Genomic DNA, 15079 nt, shown 5'->3' with positions numbered 1-15079 from the left:
CAGGCACTTCGTCAAATATTTTTTTCCATTCCATCCTCAAAAATACAACCAACAACAATTATATGGCTATTTTTGACCTATGCCCTAAATTAAGATTATTAGGTGCGTTCAACCTGAAATTTATTGGGGATTACTGATTTTATCGAAAAATTGCCCAACGGTTTTCAAACGATGCTCGGAGAACGAGGTGCCAATTTGTCGGGTGGGCAAAGACAACGACTGGCCATTGCCCGGGCATTATACCGTCAGCCACAAATTCTTATTCTTGATGAAGCGACCTCAGCCTTGGATTCCATTTCGGAACGGTTTGTACAACAGACGATACAGTTGTTACGTCAAGAAGGCATCACGGTTATTTTGATAGCCCATCGCATGAGCACCATCAAGAACGCGGATAAAATTATCGTTCTCCATGAAGGGAAATTGATGGAAGAAGGTACACACCAAGAATTATTGAACACAGGAGGGCATTACAAAACGCTTTGGGAACAGCAGAACGGAAATGTAGTTTATGTTTAGTGGCAATCGTCAGTCAGTTTAGGCAACCCCGTTTAGGCAACCCCGTCCAAAACCGACCGACGATTGACATTTTATCCTAATTCTTCCATTTCCAACATTGCTGTTTCCCATTCATCGGTTGCTTGCGTAATCTTCTGTTTTATATCAGCATAAAAACGATTTATCTCGTTCAATTTGGCAGGGTCACTGTAAATACTCGAATCTGCAAGTTTAGCTTCCGTTTCAGATTTGCGTTTTTCCAAATTCTCAATTTGTTGCTCCAATTGCGCCACTTTTTTCTGAAGGGCTTGTTGAGTAACAAAATTGTTTTGTTTAACGGGTTGAGCAGCAGGTTTTTTATCTACAAATTTCACCTCAGCAGATTTTGAATCTACAGGACCATTATCCCCTTCATCCCCTCTTTCTTCTTGCCACCATTCATATTCCTGATACGTTCCTGGATATGACTTTACTTCCTTGTCTTCGATATACCAAATTTTCTCCGCAATGGCCTCCACAAAGAAACGGTCGTGAGATACCACCACGAATGAGCCTTCGTACTGACGCAATGCTTGAATCAAAATATTGACCGACTGCATGTCCAAGTGGTTGGTAGGCTCATCAAGAAGCAGGAAATTGGCTTCCGATACCAGCACCTTTGCCAGTGCTACCCGTGATTTCTCGCCTCCTGAAAGCACTTTTATTTTTTTGAAAACATCTTCGCCCGTAAACAGAAAACAGCCCAAAATAGTCCGACATTCGGTTTCGGTCTTGGTTGGGTTGGCATATTTAAGTTCTTCCAGAATCGTGTGTTCTACGTTAAGCGATTCTAATTGGTGCTGCGCATAAAACGTAAACAGCACGTTATGGCCTAATCGCCGCTCTCCCTCTACGGGTTCAGTGCCCGCAATGACGCGCAACAGGGTAGATTTCCCCTTTCCGTTGGCGCCAATCAACGCGATTTTGTCGCCGCGCTCCATCGCAATAGCCGTATTTTTCAGAATTTCCTTTTCACCGTAGGCTTTCGATACATCTTCGAGTTGGAGTACATGCCGCCCTGGCTGGGTCGTAAATTGGAATCGGAAGTGCACTTTTGCATTTTCATCCACCACGGCCTCTACCCTATCCATTCTGTCCAACATCTTGGCGCGGCTTTGGGCTTGTTTTGCCTTGGTTGCTTTGGCCTTAAAACGCTCAATAAATCGCTCCGTTTGGCGTATTTTTGCTTGTTGGTTTTCGTAAGCACCTTTTTGAATCTCGTTGCGAAGGGCTTTTTCTTCAATATAAAACGAATAGTTTCCCCCGTAATAATTCAATTTCTGGTTACTTACTTCGACCATTGTATCGCACACATTGTCCAAAAACTCACGGTCGTGAGAGACTACAATCACGGCATTTTCGTAGCTCTGAACGTATTTCTCCACCCACTTAATAGAAGGTAAATCCAAGTGGTTAGTAGGCTCATCGAGCATCAAAAGAGCGGGTTTCTGGAGTAACAATTTTGCTAACATCACGCGCATTCGCCATCCGCCCGAAAACTGCCGCAGTGGTTTTTGTAAATCGCTGGTAGCAAAACCAAGCCCTTCCAAAATCTCTTCGGCTTTTGATTGTATGGTATAGCCGTCCAATGCCTCAAATTCTTCTTGCACGCGGGAGAGCCTATCTACCAATTTATCATGGTAGTTGACTTCCATTTCGTGAATAATCACATCCATTTGTCGTTGCAGTTCATTTTCGCGTTCAAATGCCTGCATCGCCACCGAAAGTATTGAGTCGTCGCTTTGATAAGAAAGTAAATCCTGATTCAAAAAGCCAATCGAACAATTGCCCGATTTTGAGATATTTCCACTATCTGGCTGATAACTGCCGACAATCAAGTGTAAAAGTGTGGATTTACCCGTTCCGTTAAGACCAATGAGGCCAATTTTGTCTTTGGGCTTGATGTGGAGGGAAGCGTTTTCGTACAACGCCCGATCGCCTAAGTAGTACGATAAGTTAGTTATTGAAATCATGCCGCAAAGTTAGCGGATTTTGTATCTTTGTCCGACAAGTTATCTTAGAATGACGCTCATAATCCCACAAAACAGGGCAAATTCTTCCTATTCACGCGAGTATAAAGCGTTGGTATTTGAGAATGAGCCTGAAGTACTTCACCGTTTTCGGCTTCGTTGGGCATCGTGGTTGTTCAATACTCCCCTGCACGTCAGGCATCAGGAAGCTTCTCAAGTGTATACATTTGTTCTTACTGACTCCCTTACCGAAAGTGAAGCGCACGGAATTTTTCACTTATTTGTTCAGGAGAACAAAGGAGTAAGCCCTTATCGTGCCTCTTTTGGCTCCTTTGAAGTAGCAGAGTACGTAAGTCATGCTGATTTTTCAGAATGGCTGACTTCTATCGAACTGTTTGCCAAAAATCTGGGAATAAACGCCTTGGAAATCAAGCATTACCCCAACTGTTATAACCCTGCCAGAAGCACCTTTATCCGAAGAGGATTAGTGAGACACGGTTTCGGAATTATTCAGTCGATTGATAACCAATTTATTGAAGTGAACGAAACTGATTTTGAGCTGGGATTACACGTGTCCGAACGGCGGCGTTTGCGCAAATGTATGCGGGCAGACTTTCGCTTTGAAGAATGGTCAAACCCTCCTGCCCAAGAAGTGTATGGGTTCATTCAGCACAATCGACAATTGTTAGGATATAGCCTCTCATTCAGTTTTGAGCAATTGAATAGGTGGTTGGAGGTATTTCCCAATCATTTTCGGGTTTTCTGCGTTAAAGATGCTGATACCATTGCTTCGCTTACGTTGGCAGTAAGGGTAGGAGAAAAAGTGCTGTACAATTTTTGTCCTGCTGACAACCTCGCCTATCGAACTTTTAGTCCTTCGGTGTTACTCAATAAAGGGCTATATGAATATACCAAAAATGAAGGAGTTACTATCTTAGACTTAGGAGTTTCGGTAGATGCCAAAGGATTTCCCAAACCAAGTTTAAGCCGCTTCAAACATAATTTAGGAGCAAAAGACAGTGAGAAATACGTTTTTCACAAAGCAATTTAAAAAGAAAGCGGCATGACCGAGAAAAAATCTCCGACCATGCCGCCTCATGTATTTGTTTCGTTATTTCGCCGCTACTTTCCCCCACGTATCTTTCAAACCTACCGTGCGGTTGAAAACTAATTTTTCAGGGGTAGAATCAGCATCCAAGCAGAAATATCCTTTGCGCATAAACTGGAATTTTTCACCAACATCCGCTTCTTTCAACACAGGTTCGGCATAGCCAGTTATCACTTGCAGCGAATCGGGATTGATATGATCTTTAAAATCTCCTTCGGCTGCTGCCACATCTTCCACCTTAAACAGACGGTCGTGTTGGCGGATTTCTACGGGCAACGCCTGCGCAGCCGACACCCAATGCAAGGTGCCTTTGACGTTGATGCCCGAAGTATCGTTACCGCTTTTACTGTTTTCGATGTAGGAACAAAGCAATGACGTTACTTTTCCTTCTTCATCTTTTACCACTTCATCGCAACGGATAATGTAAGCACTTTTCAATCGCACCATTTGGCCGGGTGCGAGGCGGAAGTATTTTTTGGAAGGCACTTCCATAAAGTCGTCCTGCTCCACATAAATTTCCCGACTGAAAGGCACTTCACGCATTCCTCCCTCAGGGTCTTCGGGGTTATTTTCACTGTGACAAAGCTCTACCTTTCCTTCGGGGAAATTAGTAATCACTACTTTGAGTGGGCCAACTACGACCATACGCCGTGCCGCTACTTTATTGAGGTGTTCGCGAATACAGAACTCCAACAAACTGACATCAATCAAATTGTCGCGACGAGCCACTCCGATGCGATCGCAAAATTCACGGATAGATTCGGGGGTAAATCCACGGCGGCGCAGTCCCGAAATCGTCGGCATTCGTGGGTCGTCCCAGCCTGTTACGTAGCCTTCCTGTACCAATTGGAGCAGTTTGCGCTTGCTCATTACGGTGTAAGTGAGGTTCAGCCGCGCAAATTCATATTGTTTTGAAGGAAAAATTTCTAAATTTTCAATGCACCAATCGTACAACTCACGATGGGGAATAAACTCCAGGGTACAAATCGAATGCGTGATTTCTTCAATCGAATCCGACTGCCCATGCGCAAAATCGTACATGGGATAAATGCACCATTTGTCACCCGTACGGTGATGATGCGCAAATTTGATACGATAAATAATCGGGTCGCGCATGATCATGTTGGACGAAACCATGTCAATCTTGGCGCGGAGAATATGAGTTCCTTCGGCAAACTCACCGTTTTTCATCCGAACAAACAAGTCCAGATTTTCTTCAACGCTTCTGTCCCGATATGGGCTGTTGGTACCGGGCTCTGTAGGCGTACCCTTCATGGTAGCCATCTGTTCAGAAGTAGATTCGTCTACGTAGGCCAATCCTTTGTTGATCAGCTTAATGGCAAATTCGTACAAGTGGTCAAAGTAATCGGAGGCATAAAATTCATTAACCCACTGAAAACCTAACCATTGCACATCATTCTTTATCGAATCAACGTACTCCGTATCTTCGGTTACGGGATTGGTATCGTCAAAACGCAGGTTAGTAGCACCGCCATAACGTTGGGCTACTCCAAAATTCAAACAAATGGATTTGGCGTGGCCAATGTGCAGGTAGCCATTAGGCTCAGGTGGAAAACGAGTCAGTACTCTTCCTCCGTGTTTACCTGTACGGAGATCTTCTTCAATGATTTGTTCGATGAAGTTCCGCGATTTCTCTTCGGTGGATTCTTTGGTAATTTCACTCATACTCTTTTTCCTTATCTGTTGTCAGTTAGCTGTCGTTAAAGAATCTTTCTTGTAACGTGTAACGGATAACTATTTCTAAACGTATTGAAAACGCAAAACTAACATTTATTCGGCTTGAATAATTGAAAATAAGTAGCTTTGCGGACTTTTTTCAACCTGTGATGAAATTTAAAATGAACAATACCCTTAAATTCACCAGCTACATTCTTGTTTTCAGCCTTGTTTGGCTGGTCGGCGAAAAATTCCTTGGCTACCACAATACCATCGTGGATTGGCTTCCTTTTACGAGTTTGTTGTGGTTGATATTAGTCGGCGTATTTTACATTGCCTTTCTACGTACAGAATCTGCAACCGGTACGGATTGGAGCTTTGGTAAAGGCTTTAAATCACTTTTAAAACTAAGTGTATATTGGCTGTTGGGGTTTGCCGTCATCAAAGGCATTTACTACCAGTTTGTCAACCCAGATTACTTCAATGACCTTCTGCTGCGCGGCCGCGAGTGGCTTACGATGAGTGCCACTTCCGACGAAAACTTTGAAAACGCCACGCAAATGATGGAAGATTTGCTGCAATTGCCTATCTATTTGGCCGTTACTACCGCCGTACAGTTCGTGTTTTGCCTCATTTATTCTTTATTATTCCCTGCCTTCACCAAACGCAAATAAAAAAGCAGTTTGAAAATTTTCATTCTCTAAATAGACTGATAATCAGCCCGATTAACGGATAACGGATAACAGATAACGCCGTTTCACTTCCCAAATCAAAACTATTTTGTTTTGGAAGTCGTTTATAATACAGTTGAAAACGATACTTACCTTCGGGCACTTGGTACCAAGCCCAACGGTCGAGAGGGTGTTGCAGACAAACTTTCTGATGACTCCTCGGCACGTACGTAAAAAACAACAACTTGATTGATTAACTTATCGGTATGAACAACCCACGAGTGGCGGTATTTCGGAAAGCTCACTTTAATGCTGCGCATCGCTTGAACAATCCGACTTGGTCGGATGAACAAAATGCCCACGTATTTGGAAAGTGTAATTATCCTAACTACCACGGACACAACTATGAACTGATTGTGCAGGTAACGGGCGAAGTAAACCCGGATACCGGCTACGTTGTAGATTTGAAATGGCTGAACGATTTGACGGAGCGGTATGTTCTCGAAAAGTTCGACCACAAAAATCTAAATCTTGATACAGAGGAGTTTAAGAACCTAAATCCAAGTGCCGAGAACATTGCAATTGTAATTTATAACATCTTACGTGGGCATTTGGAGTCCACATTGGACTTGAAAATCAGACTCTATGAAACCGAACGAAACTTCGTGGAATACCCCGCGTGAAACTGCCAATTTCGTTGATTTAACCGTTGACGAGTGGGGCGATGACCACGGGCTTAGTGCCTACAATACGCCATTGCGCGAAGATGCTTTTGAACTAAGCGACCCTGAAAAAGTAGCTAAAATCGAACATCATTTCCGTGAAATTATGGAAACATTGGGTCTCGATTTGACCGATGACAGTCTCAAAGGTACTCCTCATCGCGTGGCTAAGATGTACGTAAAAGAGATTTTTAGCGGCTTAAATCCCAAGAACAAGCCAAAAGCCACGCTTTTTGAGAACAAATACAAGTACAACGAAATGTTGGTAGAGAAAGACATCAGCTTTTATTCCAACTGTGAGCATCACTTTGTGCCCATTTTTGGAAAAGCTCACGTGGCCTACATTTCAAGCGGAAAAGTGATTGGACTCTCCAAATTGAATCGGATTGTGCAATATTTTTCCAGACGCCCACAGGTACAGGAACGTTTAACCATTCAAATCGCGAAAGAATTGGAACAAATTCTCCAAACTGAAGATGTCGCTATCGTCATGGATGCCAAACACTTGTGCGTATCCTCTCGCGGTGTTCAGGATGATTCAAGCACAACCATTACTTCTTACTACGGCGGCAAGTTTAAGGAAGAGGGAACTAAGAGTGAGTTTTTGAAATATCTATAAAAGGTTCGCTGTTAAACGGTCAACGTACAAACTGTAAACTTTAGTACTATCATTCCACTCCCATCAGAGTCAAAGCAGCGCGGGCTTTATTGTCCACGCTGTTTTTGTATTCATGCTTGGGATAATTGAGGGCTTGCTTGAAATACCCAATCGCCTTTGCTTTCTGACTTTTGGTCTGGTAAATGTAGCCTAACTGCAAAGCCGACGTAGCCCCAAAATACAAACTTTGTGTGTGACTCAGCACAATAGCCCGTTCGTAATGCTCAATGGAAGAATCCAATTGATTTTGGCGCTGAAAAATTCGCCCCAAACGATACTGAAATTCCGCTTTATTGTTTGGATTAGGAAAGGAGTTTTCATCAAACGGCTTCAAGACATTCATGGCCTCCGTTAAATAGCCTCCGTCGAAGGATAATCGGGCTTTCATCAACACTTTCTGCTGAGCTGAAATGGTGCCTTTGGTGAAACTTTCGGCAAATTTTTGCGCTGCTTTATCTGCTTCCACATAAGTCGCCCCCACTGCCAAAATTTTGTTCAGATACGTTTTCGCTACGGCATCTTCATTCACCAACCAATGACTTAAAAACAGCTTCAAATACGTGTCTTTCAAAAAATTTTGCCCTTTGTATTGACTTAAAAACTGTTGTAACTGCGATTTTGCTTCGCTATATTGCCCCTTTTGAAGTAAAATTTCCCCTTTCAAATACTCCAAAAAAGGAAAAGCAAAATAAGCTACTCCCACAGGACGCTGATTGAGAATTTGCAACGCCTGCTCTCCTCGACCGTCTTTCATTGAAATCGTTGTTCCAAAAAAATGCAAAAGCAAATTATCGGGCTGACTGTGAATCAGTTGCAGGAGTTCTGTATTTTGTTTTTCAGTATACTTCAGCACATAAGATTGAAGCAAAATTTCAATCAATTTGGCTTCTGAATCCAACAGCGGCTCTTTCTGAACTACTGTTTGGATTTCTCGCAATCCTTGCGGAATATTCCCTTTTAAACCCAACAATTTAGCGACCCATTGATAGTTCTGAGGAGTAGATCCAATCAATACATGCAGCAAGCCCAGCGATTTATAAGTGGGAATGAAATCAGGGTACTTTTTGGCATTTTCGTCAAGGAGACGATAGGCCTTTATAATATCCCAAGACGCGCTTACTTCTTTACCAAATTTCAGTTTCACAAACGCCCATTGCAATCGTATTTCAGCCTGAAAGAACCGCTGATAGGGTGAATCCGAAGGGAAATCGGCCAATAACTCCAATCTTGTATCCTGATTGACCGCCATTTGGTCATAAAGCTGCTTATTATCGCTGACCAACAAGGTCACCATGTCGGCGTAATTTTCGATATACAGCCCAAATGCACTTCCCAGATTTTTGCTCTTTTCTTTGGCTAAAAGCTGCCGGACAGCATTCATTTTCAGCTTAAAAACTTCCGTGTATGCTTGTTGAAGATTGGGAGTAAGAACGTATGGGGAATTTTGCGCGAAAGAGGAAAAAATGACGAATGACGAATGTAGAATGACGAATACAACGACAAAAGGCGAACTTATCTTTTTCACAATTTAAAACCTTCTTTTTGGAGCAGATTAGCCAATGCAAATTGGTATTCGCCGAGTAGTGTTACATTTCTATCCCAATCCGAAATAATTCCGTCCTGCCCTTTACGAGCTATAAATTGCTGCTTGATACCCGAGAAGAACCAAATTACTTCTCCAACGCCAAAATCCAGTAATTTTTTGGTTTTAAGTCCATAATAATCTAATTCTGTTACTCCAAAATCGGCGGTATCGGCCTGAATATCTACTTCAATAACGGCTAAGGGCGGAATTTCAAAGTATCTATCTTTAAGAACGTGATTTTGAAGCGTAGCTTTATCATAAATCACAATGTCAGAAGATATATTGCTGCGTTTTTTGAGATGGAATCCTACCTCGTTAGTCATTACGAAATATTTATCTTCATCTAAATTTCTCAATAAAAATTTCATAAAAACACCAATAATAATGGCTTGGGTATCACTTTCGCCCATAATTTCTTCTAACGTTTTTAATTGATTCAATACGTCTTTGTAGCCCCGATAGTACATGGGTTTTCCATCGTATTCTTCGTAAATCAACGATTTTGAGATTTCATGTTTGGCAAACTTTGTCCGGATTCGTTTGCGTTTGGTGGAAACGGCTACCATGTCAATTCCTGTTTTTTATTATTGGCGAACGTCGGCGAGGACTGGGCGTCCCCGTTCCAAACCTCGCCGACGGTATTTCTTACCTAAGTTATTCAAAGATAAACAATTATATCACTACCCTATTTCCTCAATGACACATTTATTTTGCTGAAATGGGAAGCTGTCGCCTTGCTGTTTTCCCATTAGCGAAGCTCCCAAAGGCGACTGCGGCGACACGGCAATCACTTTTATGCCGTCGATTTCAACCAATCCTACACTTACCGATATAAAAAAATACCCTGCGGATGTTTTGACCAATGTCCCTAATCCAACGCGTTGGAAGTTAAATTCAGGATCAATTCGATCTAAAACGGCTCGTTCCTGACGAATTTGGTCGTACAATTGGGCGTGGCGGTCTCGCTCAATTTGAGCCATGGCGCGAGCCGTTTCGTACTTATCTCCTGCCGAGCTTTTGGTTTCTTCGTTGGCCGAACTTTGTGCCGATTGCATGGCTCCAAGCGCCGCTTGCATCCGCGCATCCAAGTGATTTTTGAGGTGTTCTAAGAGTTGTACTTTCAAAACAGAGTGGTTAGTTAAACCTTATAGGTTTGTCAGAATAAATTGTACGCTAAACCTATAAGGTTTTTCAAGTTACAAACGATGATTAATGATTTGGTCGTAGGTTCCAGCAAAAGCCGACTGTTTCACGCCTTCGGAAGAAAGGAAATCGTGCGGAAAGCCCAGTTCAATTTTACTGATTTCGTTAAGACGGTTCATCAATTCATCAGGAATAGTGAAATCAAGACATTTGAGAGAATCCTGCAACTGCTCAACGCGTTTTGCTCCAATGACCGGCATTACGTTTGCCACTCGTTGGCGTGCCCAATTAATGGCAATCTGAGTGGGAGTCACCTCTAACTCTTGAGCAATATCGACCACTTCCTGCGCAATTTCCCGGCTGCGTTCATTGCGACGCAGGCTGTTTTCGGGCACACGTTCGCCTTCTCCGCGCAGGTATTTGCCCGTCAATGCGCCACCGCCAATAACACCCCAGGGAGTCACGGCCATGTCCAATGCTTTGGCCATGGGAAGCAAATCTCGCTCGGCACCGCGTTGAAGCAACGAATATTCAATCTGCAAGGCTGCAAATTGACTCCAGCCGCGCAGTTCGGCCAACATATTTGCCCGCGAAATTACCCAGGCAGGCGTATCGGAAATACCAATGTAGTGTACTTTACCACTCCGAATGAGGTCATCAAGGCCGCGCATTACTTCATCCGCCGACGTTGTAAAGTCCCACATGTGTACTCAAAACAAATCAATGTAATCGGTATTGAGACGTTTGAGGCTTTCGTTCAGGGAGCGAATCATGTTTTTGCGATGATTTCCCGCAAAATTAGGATCACCATCGCGGTCCATGAGGGTGTACTTAGTGGCTACGACAAAATGGTCACGGTCGTTAGCGATAAAATCGCCCAAAAACTTTTCCGAAGTGCCCTCCGTGTAGCGGTTGGCAGTGTCCAGAAAATTACCGCCAGCTTTGGTGTATGCTTCAAAAATTTTCTTACTTTCGTGTTTATCGGCCCCCCATCCCCACTCGGTGCCGAAGGTCATGGTACCGAGGCAGATTTCAGATACGCGAAGACCAGATTTTCCCAATAATTTGAATTTCATAGAGTTGTATTTTGTTTAATAAGGGTGGGCAATTCGCTTTCAAAAATCAAATCTTTCATCCAAAACTACGCAGAAAAATCAACTTATTATGTGTTTCCACAATTCATTAACCGCCACGGTCGAAGAAGTAGAAAAGCGTTTTGGGATAAAAAAAGAACCTAAAACAGTTGAATATGAACCTGTTTACCACGGAAATGGCTTCGAATTCCCTACTTGGCCCGTCATCACTGCGCAAGCTCCTAACAGTCTTCAATTTTACAAATGGGGACTGATTCCCCGCTGGGCCAAAAGCTTGGAAGAAGCCAACGAATTACGCACTGGTACGCTCAATGCCAAGGTGGAGACTTTGGACGAGAAGCCTTCCTTCAAATATGCTTTGCAAAATTCGCAACGCTGTCTGATTCCTTCTACCGGTTTTTTTGAATGGCAAACGGTGGGAAAACAAAAATACCCTTACTTCATTCATCTTCGTAATCAGCCCCTTTTTGCGATGGCGGGAATTTGGGAAAGTTGGCAAAATCCTGCGTATACCGACGATATTTGGCACACTTTTAGTATAATTACAACGGAGGCCAATCCACTGATGGCGCGTATCCACAATACGAAACAACGAATGCCGTTAATTTTAGTACCGGGAACAGAAATTCTTTGGTTACAAAACAACGTAGATAAATCGGTGTTGAACGAAATGGCAAGGCCCTTGAAGGATGATATCATGGAGGCATTTACTGTAGGGCGAATTATCAGTAATCGTAAGTTAAATTCTAACGTTCCGGAAGTAAACCAACCCGCGACCTATCCTGAATTGTCGCAGCAACAGTTGAGTTTATTTTGAAGGATTGGTGATTGGTGATTTGTGAATGAATGATTTGTAAATAATAATTTTCTCATTCTTGCAGATAAAGGATTAATAAAGAAAAGGTTTTATGCTTAGGAGACTCATTTTATGGGCTTGTGTGTGCGGATTGAGTTGGGGTACTTCTTCGTGCTTCCGGTCGTGGCGCAAAAACGACCGTGATCTTCGCGAGCACTACGCCAATCGCGCCGTTAAGCCCACTTACTACACCATTCAGAACGATAGTTTGAAGTTATTTGTCGCTACCACGGGGGCCGATACTTTACCGCCATTGTTGCTTATTCACGGTGCGCCCGGTGCCTGGTACGGCTACCTCAACATGATTGACGATTCCCTGCTGCAACAGCACTTTCACATTATTGCCGTAGACCGCCTTGGCTACAATCACTCAAGTTTTAGAAAAAAACGTTACGTCACTTCCATCGAGGCCCAAGCCCGGGCCGCTATATTGGCCTTGTCTCTGAACCATTCTAAACAAAAAGGTATCTTACTCGGACGCTCTTTCGGTGCTCCCATTGCGGCTCAAATAGCCATTTTGGAACCAAAACGTTTTGAACAGCTTGTTATGCTGGCCCCGGCCATTGACCCAGCCAAAGAAAAATTTTGGTGGTTTTCTAAGCCTGCCAAATTCTGGTTGGTACGAATGTGGCTGCCGCACCGCATTAATGTGGCCACTTTTGAAAAATTTGCCCACGCCAAAGAATTGGAAAAATTAAGCAAACAATGGTCAAAACTTCAAGTCCCCACCACCGTAGTACAAGGCGGAAAAGACTGGATTGTTGACCCTACCAACCTTGATTTTGCCCGTCAACAGTTGGTTAACAAAAGTGCCAATTTTATCTTTTTACCCGACGCAGGGCATTTGATTTCAAATTCACACCCGGAGTTAGTACGCAAATTGGTTCTTACACCGTTTCAATCTTCTACTACGGTTAGCGGCATACAGGCAGGAAGACCATAAATAGAAGTTTGTTTTTTTTGTAATTTTAACCTCACGGCAACGGCCGACCGTCCTAAATCCCCGTCCCCTTACAGACTTTATTAAACCTTATGAAACGCTTTTATTCCTCCCTTTTCCTTGCTCTTTTTACCGTATTCTTTTTGGCATCTTTTACAGATACCCAAAAGGTCGTTAAACAACAAAAACAAATCATAACGGGCGCTGACCAAATTTCAAAATACCTGCCATATCTCAAAGGTAAACGAATCGGGATGCTGGTCAATCAAACATCTATCATCGGCAAATCTGCCAGTGTGGACAGTTTGCTGACTCTCGGCGTACAGATAAAAAAAGTGTTCGGTCCGGAACACGGTTTCCGGGGAAATGCCAGCAACGGAGCCAAAGTCGATGACAATGTGGATCCAAAAACAGGGATACCCATTATTTCGCTTTATGGAAAAAATCGTAAACCGACCAAAGAGCATCTGGCTGACATTGATTTAATGATTTTTGACGTGCAGGACGTAGGTGCGCGCTTTTATACGTACATCAACACGCTGTCGCACGTGATGGAGGCTTGCGCCGAAAATGACAAGGAGTTGCTCATTCTTGACCGTCCCAATCCCCATGGTTTTTGCGTAGATGGTCCGATATTGGAACCGCATCTAAAATCAGGCATTGGTATGTTTCCGATTCCCATTACACACGGATTGACCATCGGCGAATTTGCCCAAATGCTCAATGGCGAAGGCTGGCTGCCCAACCAACTCAAGTGTAAGTTAAGAATCATCAAAGTAGCAAATTACACTCACGATATGCCTTATGTGCTGCCCGTGGCACCTTCGCCCAATTTGAATACACAGCAATCCATCATGTTGTATCCAAGCATTTGTATGTTTGAAGGCACGATTCTCAGCCAAGGTCGCGGCACATATATGCCTTTCACCGTTTTGGGCGCTCCGGCATTGAAAGGCAAATACGAATTTTCTTTTAAACCCGTCAGTCTCAAAGGAATGAGTGAAACACCTTTGCACCAAGACACTGAATGCTACGGATTAGACCTTCGTAAATACGACACTGACATTTTTGTAAAATCCAAAAAATTGAACCTAAAATGGCTGTTTGAGCTATACGCGGCTTATCCTTACAAAGACAAGTTCTTTGATATGAGTTACAGCAAACAAATGGGCAATTTTGATAAACTCGCCGGAACTGAAAACCTCAAAAAACAGATTGTTGCGGGCACGAGCGAAGAAGAAATTCGGAAGAGTTGGGAACCGGGTCTTTCCAGTTACAAAAAGATGCGGGAGAAATATTTGATGTATCCCTAATAAAAAAACTTCCCGACGGTTTTGGAACCTTCGGGAAGTTGTAATGTACTCACTTTATTTGAAATTTGCATAAAAACTTTTATGTTTCAAAATGCAAACAATTGCCTAAAGGATACTATTTCCCTTCTCGTCTTTTTTTATATTCTTCAGATGTCATTTCCACAAGTTCTATATTTGCTTCTTTATATGCTGTTTCTATATCAATAAAAACATCATCACGTTGATGCCTTGAAAGGCTTTTATTTTCTTGTGGCGTAACATAATTAAATTTTGCATATTTATTTTCATAAATATCTAGGATACTAATTTCTTTTTTAATCATCTTATCAACTAAACTAAGCAGCTCTTTAGCTGCAATTTTTCGGGGAAACTGGTGTTCTTTAGTTAATCTAATATTTATATCTTCTTCTAATAGAGCTTTTGCTTTTTTCGAAATTTTACCTGTCCAATATTTGTCAGAATGAGGTAAATAAAAAATAGCCGCTCCAAGAACAGTTTCGATTAGTTTTTTTGATCTTCAGTTGTCTCATTTGAATTATAGATTTTGGAAATAGAAACAACAATTTCTTCCAATACATTACACCTATCTTTTAGCTTTTTGTTTGTTCTCATCAGTTCATTATTTTTATGAATATCAAAAGCAAGTAGAATAATAAATCTACTTACTTTTTACAGGAAAAGGCCAAAAAAAACACAAAAAATTATTCTATCAAAATTCAGTATTTACATCAGACAAAACCTTAAATTATAACCTATTATCACCAATCACCTCAATATACTATAATTATCTACTATTTCCTAAACT

At 42.4% G+C, this 15079-nt stretch carries 14 protein-coding genes and 2 pseudogenes; 8 read left to right on the top strand and 8 right to left on the bottom strand.

Annotated features, from left to right (window positions below; all coding sequences use genetic code 11):
• Positions 1-123: 123 nt before the first annotated feature.
• Positions 124-519, top strand: a pseudogene (locus Q0081_RS21870) (ATP-binding cassette domain-containing protein); the annotation flags it as partial.
• A 71-nt stretch (positions 520-590) separates the two neighbouring features.
• Here Q0081_RS21870 and abc-f read toward each other — a convergent pair.
• Positions 591-2510 (bottom strand): ribosomal protection-like ABC-F family protein, encoded by a 1920-nt coding sequence (gene abc-f / locus Q0081_RS21865; RefSeq protein ID WP_298358541.1) that lies wholly within the window; start codon positions 2508-2510, stop codon positions 591-593.
• A gap of 49 nt (positions 2511-2559) precedes the next feature.
• Here abc-f and Q0081_RS21860 point away from each other — a divergent pair, with 49 nt between their 5' ends.
• On the top strand, positions 2560-3558 hold the full coding sequence (locus Q0081_RS21860; protein WP_298358538.1) for a GNAT family N-acetyltransferase: 999 nt from the start codon (positions 2560-2562) through the stop codon (positions 3556-3558).
• A gap of 60 nt (positions 3559-3618) precedes the next feature.
• Here Q0081_RS21860 and Q0081_RS21855 read toward each other — a convergent pair whose 3' ends face one another.
• A complete protein-coding gene (locus Q0081_RS21855) occupies positions 3619-5301 on the bottom strand; it encodes a glutamine--tRNA ligase/YqeY domain fusion protein (protein ID WP_298358535.1) in 1683 nt (560 codons plus the stop codon).
• A 161-nt stretch (positions 5302-5462) separates the two neighbouring features.
• Between Q0081_RS21855 and Q0081_RS21850 the strand changes: the two genes are divergently transcribed.
• Positions 5463-5966 (top strand): DUF4199 domain-containing protein, encoded by a 504-nt coding sequence (locus Q0081_RS21850; protein WP_298358543.1) that lies wholly within the window; start codon positions 5463-5465, stop codon positions 5964-5966.
• A gap of 19 nt (positions 5967-5985) precedes the next feature.
• Here the strand turns inward: Q0081_RS21850 and Q0081_RS21845 are convergent, their stop codons facing one another.
• Positions 5986-6204, bottom strand: a complete 219-nt coding sequence (locus Q0081_RS21845; protein ID WP_298358532.1) for a hypothetical protein — start codon at positions 6202-6204, stop codon at positions 5986-5988.
• 25 nt (positions 6205-6229) lie between these two features.
• On the opposite strand from Q0081_RS21845, the gene Q0081_RS21840 reads away from it, so the two are divergent.
• Together Q0081_RS21840 and folE are read left to right on the top strand one after the other, a co-directional pair.
• Complete coding sequence (locus Q0081_RS21840; protein ID WP_298358529.1) at positions 6230-6646, top strand: 6-carboxytetrahydropterin synthase; 417 nt, start codon at positions 6230-6232, stop codon at positions 6644-6646.
• On the top strand, positions 6609-7304 hold the full coding sequence (gene folE / locus Q0081_RS21835; protein WP_298358526.1) for a GTP cyclohydrolase I FolE: 696 nt from the start codon (positions 6609-6611) through the stop codon (positions 7302-7304). The genes Q0081_RS21840 and folE overlap by 38 nt, the downstream gene beginning before the upstream one ends.
• 49 nt (positions 7305-7353) lie before the next feature.
• Here the strand turns inward: folE and Q0081_RS21830 are convergent, their stop codons facing one another.
• The 4 genes and pseudogenes from Q0081_RS21830 to Q0081_RS21815 all read right to left on the bottom strand — a co-directional run bounded on the left by Q0081_RS21830 (position 7354) and on the right by Q0081_RS21815 (position 11147).
• Positions 7354-8724: a lipopolysaccharide assembly protein LapB gene (locus Q0081_RS21830; RefSeq protein ID WP_298358523.1), complete on the bottom strand. Its 1371-nt coding sequence runs from the start codon at positions 8722-8724 to the stop codon at positions 7354-7356.
• A gap of 140 nt (positions 8725-8864) precedes the next feature.
• The gene (locus Q0081_RS21825) at positions 8865-9494 is read right to left on the bottom strand and encodes a Uma2 family endonuclease (protein ID WP_298358519.1); all 630 of its coding nucleotides are present in this window, start codon (positions 9492-9494) and stop codon (positions 8865-8867) included.
• 114 nt (positions 9495-9608) lie between these two features.
• Positions 9609-10052 (bottom strand): transcription elongation factor, encoded by a 444-nt coding sequence (locus Q0081_RS21820; RefSeq protein ID WP_298358516.1) that lies wholly within the window; start codon positions 10050-10052, stop codon positions 9609-9611.
• 72 nt (positions 10053-10124) lie between these two features.
• A pseudogene (locus tag Q0081_RS21815) lies at positions 10125-11147 on the bottom strand (aldo/keto reductase).
• 88 nt (positions 11148-11235) lie between these two features.
• Between Q0081_RS21815 and Q0081_RS21810 the strand changes: the two are divergent.
• The 3 genes from Q0081_RS21810 (at position 11236) to Q0081_RS21800 (ending at position 14274) form a co-directional block, all read left to right on the top strand.
• Positions 11236-11982 carry an SOS response-associated peptidase gene (locus tag Q0081_RS21810; RefSeq protein WP_298358513.1) on the top strand — a complete coding sequence of 249 codons (747 nt, stop codon included), beginning with the start codon at positions 11236-11238 and terminating at the stop codon, positions 11980-11982.
• A gap of 91 nt (positions 11983-12073) precedes the next feature.
• Positions 12074-12964, top strand: coding sequence for an alpha/beta fold hydrolase (locus tag Q0081_RS21805; protein WP_298358510.1), 891 nt, complete (start codon positions 12074-12076; stop codon positions 12962-12964).
• Positions 12965-13053: 89 nt separating this feature from the next.
• Positions 13054-14274 carry a DUF1343 domain-containing protein gene (locus Q0081_RS21800; RefSeq protein WP_298358508.1) on the top strand — a complete coding sequence of 407 codons (1221 nt, stop codon included), beginning with the start codon at positions 13054-13056 and terminating at the stop codon, positions 14272-14274.
• 115 nt (positions 14275-14389) lie between these two features.
• On the opposite strand, the gene Q0081_RS21795 is transcribed toward Q0081_RS21800, so the two are convergent.
• Positions 14390-14596, bottom strand: coding sequence for a hypothetical protein (locus tag Q0081_RS21795; protein WP_298358503.1), 207 nt, complete (start codon positions 14594-14596; stop codon positions 14390-14392).
• Positions 14597-15079 lie beyond the last annotated feature (483 nt).

The organism is Runella sp. (genome assembly GCF_027484545.1).
Classification (GTDB): Bacteria; Bacteroidota; Bacteroidia; order Cytophagales; family Spirosomataceae; genus Runella.
The sequence above is the reverse complement of the archived record's forward strand: the minus strand, read 5'-3'. Positions and strand labels throughout refer to the sequence as shown.

Excerpts from the sequence above, each read along its gene's own strand:
- abc-f (WP_298358541.1), bottom strand. The coding sequence starts at position 2,510 with ATGATTTCAATAACTAACTTATCGTACTACTTAGGCGATCGGGCGTTG.
- Q0081_RS21805 (WP_298358510.1), top strand. The coding sequence starts at position 12,074 with ATGCTTAGGAGACTCATTTTATGGGCTTGTGTGTGCGGATTGAGTTGG.
- Q0081_RS21795 (WP_298358503.1), bottom strand. The coding sequence starts at position 14,596 with ATGATTAAAAAAGAAATTAGTATCCTAGATATTTATGAAAATAAATAT.
- Q0081_RS21825 (WP_298358519.1), bottom strand. The coding sequence starts at position 9,494 with ATGGTAGCCGTTTCCACCAAACGCAAACGAATCCGGACAAAGTTTGCC.
- Q0081_RS21830 (WP_298358523.1), bottom strand. The coding sequence starts at position 8,724 with ATGAATGCTGTCCGGCAGCTTTTAGCCAAAGAAAAGAGCAAAAATCTG.
- Q0081_RS21810 (WP_298358513.1), top strand. The coding sequence starts at position 11,236 with ATGTGTTTCCACAATTCATTAACCGCCACGGTCGAAGAAGTAGAAAAG.
- Q0081_RS21800 (WP_298358508.1), top strand. The coding sequence starts at position 13,054 with ATGAAACGCTTTTATTCCTCCCTTTTCCTTGCTCTTTTTACCGTATTC.
- Q0081_RS21860 (WP_298358538.1), top strand. The coding sequence starts at position 2,560 with ATGACGCTCATAATCCCACAAAACAGGGCAAATTCTTCCTATTCACGC.
- Q0081_RS21850 (WP_298358543.1), top strand. The coding sequence starts at position 5,463 with ATGAAATTTAAAATGAACAATACCCTTAAATTCACCAGCTACATTCTT.
- Q0081_RS21855 (WP_298358535.1), bottom strand. The coding sequence starts at position 5,301 with ATGAGTGAAATTACCAAAGAATCCACCGAAGAGAAATCGCGGAACTTC.
- folE (WP_298358526.1), top strand. The coding sequence starts at position 6,609 with ATGAAACCGAACGAAACTTCGTGGAATACCCCGCGTGAAACTGCCAAT.
- Q0081_RS21840 (WP_298358529.1), top strand. The coding sequence starts at position 6,230 with ATGAACAACCCACGAGTGGCGGTATTTCGGAAAGCTCACTTTAATGCT.